We start from the raw sequence: 10,746 nt of genomic DNA on the forward strand, positions 1-10,746 counted from the left end.
CAGGGGCTTGGCACGAAGCTTGCGGTGCACAGGGCATTCCGACTCGAGAGCCATCATGGATCGCATTCCCCCTCATGCCGTCACCGGCGCCGCGATGGACGCGGTGGTGACCGGACGCCGCAGCGGCTCCTTCTTGCGCATCGGCGCCGCGCTGGCCGCGCTGCTGGCGTTCGGCTTCGCCGTCTGGCATTTCCTGCCGCACGGGCTGCAGGTGGCCAGCAGCGACGTCCGCATCGCCCGGGTCGAGCGCGGCGTGTTCCGCGACGATATCGTCGTGCGCGCCACCGCCCAGCCGCTCAATTCCATCATGCTCGATTCGGTCGAGTCGGGACGGGTCGAGGAAGTGCTGGTCCAGGACGGCCAGCCGGTGAAGAAGGGCCAGCTGCTGTTCCGGCTCTCGAACCCGCAGCGCCACCTCGAACTGCTGGAGCGCCAGGCGGAACATGCGCAGCAGATCTCGAACCTGGCCACCTTGCGCGTCGCGCAGGAAGCCGGCCGCAGCGAGCATCGGCGCCGCTTCTCCGACCTCGAGTTCGCGGTGCGGCAGGCCGAGAAGCAGCATGCGCGCAACGGCAGGCTGGCGGAACGCGGCTTCATTTCCCCGGTGGCGCTGGAAGAATCGGCCGACAGGCTGGCGCAGCAGCGCCGCGCGCTGGAAGACGAACGGCGCAGCATCGAGACCGAGGAGCGGGTCCGCCAGCGCGGCCTGCAGCAGATGGAGACCGCCATCGGCGGCCTGCAATCCGGCCTGCATCTGGTGAACGCCACGGTCGACGCGCTGGCGGTGCGCGCCCCAAGCGACGGGATGCTCACCGACTTCCGCCTGCAGGTCGGCCAGACCGTTCGTCCCGACCAGAACATCGGGCGCATCGACGACCCGAAGCGCTTCAAGCTGTCGGTCCGGATCGACGAGTTCTACCTGAGCCGCGTCGCGGTCGGGCTGCAGGGCGGCGTGACCCAGGGCGAGCGGCGCCATGCGCTGAAGGTCAGCAAGGTCTTCCCGCAGATCAGGGATGGCCGCTTCACCGCCGAGATGGTGTTCGCGGACGGCCAGCCCGGCGTCCTCAGTCCCGGCCAGAGCCTGGATGCGCAGCTGACCCTGGGCCAGCCGGTCCAGGCCCTGCTGCTGCCCAACGGCGCTTTCGTCAACGATACCGGCGGCGCCTGGGCCTTCGTGCTGGCCCCCGGCGGCGAACGCGCGGAAAAGCGCGCACTGCGGCTCGGCCGCCGCAACAACAGCCAGGTCGAAGTGCTGTCCGGCCTGGCCAGGGGCGAGCAGGTGATCATTTCGAGCTACGCGCCGTTCGCCAAGGCCGAGCTTTTGCAATTGACCAGGTAATCCGGTAAAAACAACCGACATCGAGAAGAGGAACCGACATGCTGAAACTCAGGGGCGTCACCAAGATCCACGTGGCGGGGGAGGTGCGGACCACCGCCCTCGACCGCATCGACCTCGACATCGCGGCCGGCGAATACGTGGCCATCACCGGTCCTTCCGGCTGCGGCAAGTCGACGCTGCTCAGCGTGCTCGGGCTGCTCGACGTGCCGACCGAAGGCGATTATTTCTTCGAGGGCCAGAATGTGGCCGGCTGGAGCGAGGCGCGGCTGAACGAACTGCGCCGCGGCCGGGTGGGCTTCATCTTCCAGAGCTTCAACCTGATCGAGGAACTGACGGTGCTTGAAAACGTCGAGCTGGCGCTCGAATACACCGGCGTCCCGGCGGCCGAACGGCGGCGCCGCGTCGAGGCGATGCTGGAGCGCCTGGGCGTGGCCCACCGCGCCCGCCACCGGCCGTCGCAGCTGTCCGGCGGCCAGCAGCAGCGCGTCGCGATCGCGCGCGCCCTGGTGGCGGAACCGGCCATGCTGCTGGCCGACGAACCGACCGGCAACCTCGACACCGCCCATGGCGACGAGGTGATGCGGCTGCTGCGCAACATCAATGCCGAAGGCACGACCGTGGTGATGGTGACCCACTCGCCGGCGCACGCGGCCCAGGCGTCGCGCACCCTGCACCTGCTCGATGGCCGCGTGGTGGTCGACGCGCTGCAGGCGGCATGAGGAGAGACGGATGACACTGCGCGACTTCCGCATCGGCTGGCGCCTGCTGGTCAAGGAACCGGCGTATTCGGCGGTGGTGGTCCTGGGACTGGCCGTCGGCTTCGCCGCCTGCTTCCTGCTGCTCGGTTACGTGGCCCATTCGCTGTCCTACGACCGCCATGTGCCGCAGCGCGGGCAGATCTACCGGCTCATGCAGCACTGGAACACGGCCGGCGCCTCGGGCAACTGGGGCGATGCGTCCAGCCTGGCCGCGCGCGACGCCATCGTCGGCAGCGGCGTCCCGGTGCTGGCCACTGCCTTCATCGACAGCGAGATCGACGTGCGCGTGGGCAGCCAGGTCCAGACGCTCGGACTGACGGTGGTCGATCCCGATTTCCGCCGCATCTTCGATCCGCGCGTCCTCGCCGGCGACCTGGCGCTGGCGCTGGCGCGGCCGGATGCGCTGGCCCTGACGCGCGAGACGGCGGTCAAGCTGTTCGGCAGCGCGGACGCCGTCGGCAAGACGGTGCAGGTGGCCGGCCAGCCCTACCTGGTGGCCGCCGTGCTGGAGGACCAGCCGGCCGCCACCACCTCGCCCTACGCCATCCTGGCCGGCATCGGGACGGCGATCTGGAAGCCGGAGTATCGCCAGCTGGTCACCACCAACTGGGGCTCGGCGCATGGCCGCGTCTACGTCAAGCTGCTGCCCGGCGCGCAGGCGCAGGCGGTGCTCGACGCGGTGCGGCGCGCGATGCTGGCCTCGAATTTCTACCAGCGCCAGAGCCCGGACCAGATCGCATCGCTGAACGGGCACGACATGATCGATTTCCGGCTCGGGCCCCTGCTTGATGCCTACCTCGACCCCTTGCTGCGCGAGCAGACGCCGGTCCACGGCGACCGCAGGACCATCTTCGGGCTGGCCGGGGTGGGGCTGCTGATCCTGGCGCTGGCGGCCACCAACTACGTCAACCTGGCCACCGTGCGGACCCTGCGGCGCCAGCGTGAAATCGCCGTGCGCAAGGTGCTGGGCGCCAGCGCCGGCGCGGTCGGCCGCCACTTCCTGGCCGAATCGGTCCTGGTGTGCATGATCGCCACCGCGATCGGCCTGCTGCTCGCCTGGCTGCTGCTGCCGGTGTTCGCCGACCTGGTGCAGCGCAAGCTCGACAGCATGTTCACGCCAGGCTCGCTCGCCCTCAGCGTGCTGCTGGGACTGGCGCTCGGCCTGCTGGCCGGCGCCTACCCGGCCTTCTCGGCGCTGAAGGTGCGTCCGACCGGCGCCCTCTCGGGACGCGGCAACAGCGAAACGGCGGGCGGGCTGCGGCTGCGCCGTGTCTTGAGCGTGCTGCAGTTCGCCGCCGCGATGGGCCTGACCAGCCTGACCCTGGCGGTGGCCTGGCAGACGCGCTACGCCGGCAGCCTGGATCCCGGCTTCGATCCGGCCCCGCTGCTGCTGGTGCAGGCCGCGGACGACATGCGCAGCGCCAGGGTGCGCGCCTTCCGCGACGCCCTGGTGCGCCTGCCGGGCGTGACGGGCGTGGCCGAAAGCGACGCGCCGGTGACGGTGAACCGCAACAGCACCGCGCTGCGGCGCGATGGCGGCAATGCGGTCGAGATCAGCATGCTGTTCGTCAGCCCGGAATTCTTCCATGTATATGGCCTGAAGCCGGTGGCGGGACGCCTGTACGATCCGGCGCGCGACAAGGCCGGGGACGAGGACAGGATCGTGATCAACGAGGCGGGCGCGCGCAAGTTCGGGTTCGCGAGCGCCGAGGACGCGGTCGGCAAGTTCATACGCACGCCGGACGGCGCCAGCGCGATGCAGGTGGTCGGCGTCGCGCCCGACATCCGGCACCGCTCGGCGCGCGAGGAGATGCAGGCCACGGTCTACTTGCTCGAGAACCGGACGGGCGTGTTCACCATCCGCAGCGAACGCGACATGCACGCCGTGCAAAGGGCGATCGAGGAACTGTGGCCACGCTACTTCCCCAACGACGTGCTCGAGATCCAGCGCGTGGGCAGCATGTTCGCCCTCAGCTACGCCGACGACCTGCGCCTGGCCAGGCTGCTGGCTGCGTCGAGCGTGATCGCGATCGCGATCGCGGCCTTCGGCATCTATGTGCTGGCGGCCTACAGCGTACAGCGCAAGGCGCGCGAGATCGTCCTGCGCAAGCTGTATGGCGCCGGGCAGGCGGCCATCGGGCGGCTGGTGGCGCGCGAGTTCGTGGTGCTGATCGCGGTCGGGGCCCTGCTGGGATTGCCGGTGGCCTTCGTGGCGATCCAGCGCTACCTGGCCGGTTTCACGGAGCAGGCGCCGGTCGGGGTGTGGACCTTGACGGCGGCGCTGGCGGTGGCGGGCCTGGTCGCCATGGGGTCGACGCTGCGGCATACGCTGGCGGCGATGCGGATCCGGCCGGTGCAGGCGCTGCGGGAGTAGCGCCTGCCTTGTGGACGCGGCTAGCTGCGCGGCAGCGGCTTGCCGCGCGCGATCACCTCGCGGCAGTCGCCCTTCATGGTGGCGTTGTCGTAGTCGGTCCACCCATAGCTGTCCACATAGCGCTTGTGGCGCTTGAACTTCGCATTCACGAAGCTGCGCTCCAGCCGCTCGTCCGGATAACGCACGTCCGCCATGTCGAGCAGGGTATGGAACATGTTCTCGGTCGACAGCCTGGCCTTGCGGTGGCGGATCAGCTGCTTGACCTTGGACGGGAAGCGTTCGCGGTATGCATCCGAATACCACACGAATGCCGGCACGTGGAATTCGTACTGCGTGTTATGACCATGGAAGGCGAACTTGCACGACTTGTCGTACAGGGTCTGCCCATGGTCGGCCACGTACAGCAGCGAGGAGGGCAGGCCGGACTCCTTCAGCACCCCGATCACGTTCGACAGGAACCAGTCGGTGTACAGGATCGCGCTGTCGTAGCTGTTGTTGATCTGCGGCTCGAGCGAGACGTTGGTGTAGTCCGGCTTGGCCATCCCGCGCAGCGAGGGATGCCAGCGGTCGAATTCCTTCGGGTAGCGGTGCGCATAGTTCCAGTGGCTGCCCAGCGTGTGCAGCACGATCAGGATCTTCTGGGCCGGGTCGGCCAGGGCGCGCCGCAGCGGATCGAGCAGCACCGCGTCGTGGCTTGAATTGTCGGTGAAGCCGCCCAGGTTCAGGAACTCGACCTCGTCGGCCTCCTTGGCGAACACCGACACCGGCGTGTCGAACTTGCCGAACGAGACCTGGTTGGACAGCCAGAAGGTCTTGAAGCCGGCTTCCCTGAAGGCCGACAGCACCGACCTCTCGGAGAAGCCATCCTTCAGGCTCTGCATCGCCGGCTTGCGCGAGATGATCACCGGGACCGAGAGCCGGGTCGCCGACACCGGCGTGATCACGTCCGGCAGCGTGACCAGGTTCGCCTCCTGCGACAGCAAGGGATTGGTCTCGCGCTTGTAGCCGTTCAGGCTCCAGCGGTCGAAGCGCGAGGATTCGCCCAGCACCATGACGACCACCTGCGGCGTCTCCACCTGCGGCTCGCCGGCCTGGCGGGCGCCGAAGCGGAAGGCGGCGCTGCGGCGGTTCAGTTCCGCCAGGTAGACCCGCTCGCGGTAGAAATCGACGCCGCGCGCGGCCAGTCCGAACGGCCAGGACTGGGCCAGCGAGCCCAGGTCGACCGGCGGCTGCGCCCAGTAGGGCAGCGGCGGCAACGCGGCGCCGTCGCGCTTGGCCGGGTGGAGCGTGGCGCTGTCCGCCGCAGCGGCGGCCGCGGGCGGAGCGGCCACCCCGAACGCGTGGCCATATAGCAGCACGGCCGAGCAGGCGCCCAGCACCGCCAGCACCAGCCAGCGCGAGCGGTCGTTCCAGTCGAGGTCGCGGGTGCGCCAGGCCGCCACCCAGGCCGAGATCCACCACAGCAGCACGCCCGCCAGCACCACGCCCAGCAGCCAGGCCTGGTCGCCCAGGAATTCCTGGGCTTCGCTGGGGCTGGTCTCGGCGATGATGCCGAGGTGGTGGGTCGAGATGCCCTGTCCGTAGTAGGTCAGCAGGTAGAGCTCGGTCGGCAGCGCCAGGAAGGCGGGCAGCAGCGCCCAGTGGAAATACGCCGGCCGCTTGCACAGCGCCCAGGCCGCGATCCAGGCGAACACGCCGATCCCGGCCACGCGCCAGGGGGCGGCCAGCGGCGCGCCCATCAGCGGCGCGGCGAAGGGCATGGCCGACAGCGCCGCATAGGTCAGCAGCAGGTAGAGATTGGCAGGGCGCAGCAGGGTGTGCATCGGTGTGGCGGCGGGAAAATCGGCTATTATGCTGTCTTTATCGCTGGAAAAGCTATGCCGGCCCTGCCGGGCGTGCGCCAGCTCCCATCTGTATCCGCGATGCCACATTCTTGCCGGTTGACCGCGCCACTTGCCCGCCGCCGGGCTGGCAGAGCGGTAAACCGGTTGACCCCTTGTCACAACGGGTCTATACTCGCGAGTTCTCGAATTTATTCTGCACATCGTATACGCATTCGCAGCCGCTCCCATCGGTGAGTGGCTTTCGTCGCCTCCGCTGTCAGTGAATACGGGACTCGGTTTTAGTCCCCGGGCCAGCCCTTTTTTGGCCCGGGTCGTCAACGTAGTAGTACTTTGTTGGATTATTAACGATGCCAACCATCAATCAACTGATTCGCAAGCCGCGTGAAGCCGCGGTTGTGAAGAGCAAGTCGCCGGCACTGGAAAACTGCCCGCAAAAGCGCGGCGTGTGCACCCGTGTGTACACCACCACGCCGAAGAAGCCGAACTCGGCACTTCGTAAAGTCGCCAAAGTGCGCCTGACCAACGGTTTCGAAGTCATTTCGTACATCGGCGGTGAAGGCCACAACCTGCAGGAACACTCGGTCGTGCTGCTGCGCGGCGGTCGTGTGAAAGACTTGCCGGGTGTGCGTTACCACATGGTCCGCGGTGCACTGGATACCCAGGGCGTGAAAGACCGTAAGCAGGCGCGTTCGAAGTACGGCGCCAAGCGTGCGAAGGCTGCGAAGAAGTAATTCTTCGTGTCTGGTCACAAACAGGTCATATTAACTAGTTAAGTTGAGCCGGCCGGAAGGCCGAGTAAGTGAAGGATCATGAGGATCCCTCGCGAGTGCGGTTAACGCACTCAACTGAAGACAGGAAGGAATTGAAATGCCACGTCGTCGTGAAGTACCCAAGCGCGAGATTCTGCCGGATCCAAAATTCGGCAACACCGATGTCGCCAAGTTCGTCAACGTTCTGATGCTGTCCGGCAAGAAGTCGGTCGCAGAAAACATCATCTACGGTGCGTTCGAACACATTCAATCCAAGTCGGGCAAAGACCCGCTGGAAGTGTTCACGACCGCGATCAACAACTGCAAGCCGCTGGTGGAAGTCAAGTCCCGCCGCGTCGGCGGCGCCAACTACCAGGTGCCAGTGGAAGTTCGTCCGGTTCGTCGTATGGCGCTGTCCATGCGTTGGTTGCGCGAAGCCGCAAACAAGCGCAGCGAAAAATCCATGCCGCAACGTCTGGGTGGTGAACTGATGGAAGCCGCGGAAGGCCGCGGCGGCGCGATGAAGCGCCGTGACGAAGTGCACCGCATGGCTGAAGCGAACAAGGCGTTCTCGCACTTCCGCTTCTAAGCAAATGGCCAAACCCCACTGGGGGAGCGGCCATGTATCCGTTGTTCAGGCCGGGCACATTTTGATTTTCAAAATGCTGCTCGGTTTTGTCCATTCAAAGATTTAGGAAAAATTATGGCACGCACTACCCCAATCGAGCGCTACCGTAACATCGGTATCTCCGCTCACATTGACGCCGGCAAGACCACCACCACCGAGCGCATCCTGTTCTACACCGGCGTGAACCACAAAATCGGTGAAGTGCACGATGGCGCCGCCACCATGGACTGGATGGAGCAGGAACAAGAGCGCGGCATCACCATCACCTCGGCCGCGACGACCTGCTTCTGGAAGGGCATGGCGAACAACTTCGAGCCGCACCGCTTCAACATCATCGATACCCCGGGCCACGTCGACTTCACCATCGAGGTGGAACGTTCGATGCGCGTCCTGGACGGCGCATGCATGGTCTACTGCGCAGTCGGTGGCGTGCAGCCGCAGTCGGAAACCGTGTGGCGTCAGGCTAACAAGTACAAAGTCCCGCGTCTGGCCTTCGTCAACAAGATGGACCGTACCGGTGCGAACTTCTTCAAGGTCTACGAGCAGATGCGCGCTCGCCTGAAGGCGAACCCGATCCCGCTGCAGATCCCGATCGGCGCCGAAGACAACTTCAAGGGCGTGGTCGACCTGGTCAAGATGAAGGCGATCCTCTGGGACGACGCTTCGCAGGGCATGAAGTTCGACTACGTCGACGTGCCGGCCGAGCTGGTTGATCAAGCCAACGAGTGGCGCGAGAAGCTGGTCGAAACCGCCGCTGAAGCGTCGGAAGAGCTGATGAACAAGTACCTCGAAGAAGGCGACCTGTCGGAAGCCGACATCAAGAAGGCACTGCGCGAGCGCACCATCAACGGCGAAATCGTCCCGATGATGTGCGGCACCGCATTCAAGAACAAGGGCGTGCAGGCAATGCTGGACGCGGTCATCGAATACCTGCCGTCGCCGATCGACATTCCGCCGGTCTCGGGCACCGACGAAGACGACCAGCCGACCACCCGTCGCGCATCGGACGACGAAAAGTTCGCGGCCCTGGCATTCAAGATCATGACCGACCCGTTCGTCGGCCAGCTGATCTTCTTCCGCGTCTACTCGGGCGTCATCAAGTCGGGCGACACCGTGTTCAACCCGATCAAGGGCAAGAAGGAACGCGTCGGCCGTATTCTGCAGATGCACGCGAACCAGCGCGAAGAAATCAAGGAAGTCCACGCAGGCGACATCGCCGCTGCGGTCGGCCTGAAAGAAGCGACCACCGGTGAAACCCTGTGCGATCCGGCCGCTCCGATCATCCTGGAAAAGATGGTGTTCCCGGAGCCGGTGATCCAGCAGGCTGTCGAGCCGAAGACCAAGGCTGACCAGGAAAAGATGGGCCTGGCACTGAACCGTCTGGCTCAGGAAGACCCGTCGTTCCGCGTGCGTACCGATGAAGAATCGGGCCAGACCATCATCGGTGGCATGGGCGAGCTGCACCTGGAAATTATCGTTGACCGCATGAAGCGTGAATTCAGCGTGGAAGCGACCGTCGGCAAGCCGCAGGTGGCATACCGCGAAACCATCCGCAAGGCTGTCACCGACGTCGAAGGCAAGTTCGTCAAGCAGTCGGGCGGCCGTGGCCAGTACGGTCACGCCGTGCTGACGATCGAACCGCAAGAGCCGGGCAAGGGCTTCGAGTTCGTCGACGCGATCAAGGGCGGCGTGGTTCCGCGCGAATACATCCCGGCAGTTGAAAAGGGTGTGCGCGAGACCCTGTCGAGCGGCGTGCTGGCAGGCTACCCGGTCGTGGACGTGAAGGTCACCCTGACCTTCGGTTCGTACCACGATGTCGACTCGAACGAAAACGCGTTCCGCATGGCGGGCTCGATGGCGTTCAAGGACGGCTGCCGTAAAGCAAGCCCGGTCATCCTCGAGCCGATGATGGCCGTGGAAGTCGAAACGCCGGAAGACTACGCCGGTTCCGTGATGGGCGACCTGTCGTCCCGCCGCGGTATGGTGCAGGGCATGGACGAAATCCCGGGCGGCGGCGGCAAGATCATCAAGGCCGAAGTTCCGCTGTCGGAAATGTTCGGTTACTCGACCTCGCTGCGTTCGGCAACCCAGGGCCGCGCGACCTACACGATGGAATTCAAGCACTATTCGGAAGCTCCGAAGCACGTGATTGATGCTATCGTCACCGCCAAGGCCAAGTAATCAATATTCGGGGGCAGGGTGTCCTGCCCCCGGCAAACAATAAAGCAGTAATCGTTCTTTTAAAGGAAGATAGGAAATGGCAAAGGAAAAATTCGAACGGACCAAGCCGCACGTCAACGTCGGCACCATCGGTCACGTTGACCACGGCAAAACCACCCTGACGGCTGCAATCGCGACCGTTCTGTCGAAGAAATTCGGCGGCGAAGCCAAGGCATACGACCAGATCGACGCGGCTCCGGAAGAGAAGGCACGCGGCATCACCATCAACACCGCGCACGTCGAGTACGAAACCGCGAACCGTCACTACGCGCACGTCGACTGCCCAGGCCACGCCGACTACATCAAAAACATGATCACCGGTGCCGCCCAGATGGACGGCGCGATCCTGGTGTGCTCGGCCGCTGACGGCCCGATGCCGCAGACCCGCGAGCACATCCTGCTGGCGCGTCAGGTTGGCGTTCCGTACATCATCGTGTTCCTGAACAAGTGCGACCTGGTCGACGACGCAGAACTGCTGGAACTGGTCGAAATGGAAGTCCGCGAACTCCTGTCGAAGTACGAGTTCCCAGGCGACGACCTGCCGATCATCAAGGGTTCGGCACGTATGGCGCTGGAAGGCCAGCCGGGCGAAATGGGCGAAGAGTGCATCGTGCGCCTGGCAGAAGCCCTGGACACCTACATCCCGACCCCGGAACGTGCCGTTGACGGCGCCTTCCTGATGCCGGTGGAAGACGTGTTCTCGATCTCGGGCCGCGGCACCGTCGTGACCGGCCGTGTCGAGCGTGGCGTGATCAAGGTCGGCGAAGAAATCGAGATCGTCGGTATCGTCGACACCGTGAAGACCACCTGCACCGGCGTGGAGATGTTCCGCAA

At 65.4% G+C, this 10,746-nt stretch carries 8 protein-coding genes; 7 read left to right on the forward strand and 1 reads right to left on the reverse strand.

From position 1 onward, the window contains the following. Positions 1-55 precede the first annotated feature (55 nt). Genes H162_RS0111520 through H162_RS0111530 form a run of 3 tightly spaced genes read left to right on the forward strand, consistent with a single transcriptional unit; the run spans position 56 to position 4,471 of the window. Entirely contained in the window at positions 56-1,339 is a 1,284-nt protein-coding gene (locus H162_RS0111520; RefSeq protein ID WP_229452034.1) for an efflux RND transporter periplasmic adaptor subunit, read from the forward strand. A gap of 38 nt (positions 1,340-1,377) precedes the next feature. Next, the gene (locus H162_RS0111525; RefSeq protein WP_020653624.1) at positions 1,378-2,058 is read left to right on the forward strand and encodes an ABC transporter ATP-binding protein; all 681 of its coding nucleotides are present in this window, start codon (positions 1,378-1,380) and stop codon (positions 2,056-2,058) included. Positions 2,059-2,068: 10 nt separating this feature from the next. Further along, a complete protein-coding gene (locus H162_RS0111530) occupies positions 2,069-4,471 on the forward strand; it encodes an ABC transporter permease (protein WP_020653625.1) in 2,403 nt (800 codons plus the stop codon). A gap of 20 nt (positions 4,472-4,491) precedes the next feature. Here the strand turns inward: H162_RS0111530 and H162_RS0111535 are convergent, their stop codons facing one another. Then, on the reverse strand, positions 4,492-6,294 hold the full coding sequence (locus H162_RS0111535; protein ID WP_020653626.1) for a phosphoethanolamine transferase: 1,803 nt from the start codon (positions 6,292-6,294) through the stop codon (positions 4,492-4,494). 368 nt (positions 6,295-6,662) lie between these two features. Between H162_RS0111535 and rpsL the strand changes: the two genes are divergently transcribed. The 4 genes from rpsL to H162_RS0111555 form a co-directional block, all read left to right on the forward strand. After that, entirely contained in the window at positions 6,663-7,046 is a 384-nt protein-coding gene (rpsL, locus tag H162_RS0111540) for a 30S ribosomal protein S12 (RefSeq protein WP_005663517.1), read from the forward strand. 136 nt (positions 7,047-7,182) lie between these two features. Next, entirely contained in the window at positions 7,183-7,653 is a 471-nt protein-coding gene (gene rpsG, locus H162_RS0111545) for a 30S ribosomal protein S7 (protein ID WP_020653627.1), read from the forward strand. Between the two features lie 114 nt (positions 7,654-7,767). Continuing rightward, a complete protein-coding gene (gene fusA, locus H162_RS0111550; RefSeq protein WP_020653628.1) occupies positions 7,768-9,873 on the forward strand; it encodes an elongation factor G in 2,106 nt (701 codons plus the stop codon). 76 nt (positions 9,874-9,949) lie between these two features. After that, a partial coding sequence (locus H162_RS0111555; RefSeq protein ID WP_020653629.1) for an elongation factor Tu occupies positions 9,950-10,746 on the forward strand: 797 nt, incomplete at its 3' end.

Origin of the sequence: Massilia niastensis DSM 21313 (genome assembly GCF_000382345.1) — a bacterium.
GTDB lineage: Bacteria > Pseudomonadota > Gammaproteobacteria > Burkholderiales > Burkholderiaceae_D > Telluria > Telluria niastensis.

What these genes read in the sequence shown, in the direction of transcription:
- H162_RS0111520 (WP_229452034.1), top strand. Translation starts at nt 56, where the DNA reads ATGGATCGCATTCCCCCTCATGCCGTCACCGGCGCCGCGATGGACGCG.
- fusA (WP_020653628.1), top strand. Translation starts at nt 7,768, where the DNA reads ATGGCACGCACTACCCCAATCGAGCGCTACCGTAACATCGGTATCTCC.
- H162_RS0111535 (WP_020653626.1), bottom strand. Translation starts at nt 6,294, where the DNA reads ATGCACACCCTGCTGCGCCCTGCCAATCTCTACCTGCTGCTGACCTAT.
- H162_RS0111525 (WP_020653624.1), top strand. Translation starts at nt 1,378, where the DNA reads ATGCTGAAACTCAGGGGCGTCACCAAGATCCACGTGGCGGGGGAGGTG.
- H162_RS0111530 (WP_020653625.1), top strand. Translation starts at nt 2,069, where the DNA reads ATGACACTGCGCGACTTCCGCATCGGCTGGCGCCTGCTGGTCAAGGAA.
- rpsL (WP_005663517.1), top strand. Translation starts at nt 6,663, where the DNA reads ATGCCAACCATCAATCAACTGATTCGCAAGCCGCGTGAAGCCGCGGTT.
- rpsG (WP_020653627.1), top strand. Translation starts at nt 7,183, where the DNA reads ATGCCACGTCGTCGTGAAGTACCCAAGCGCGAGATTCTGCCGGATCCA.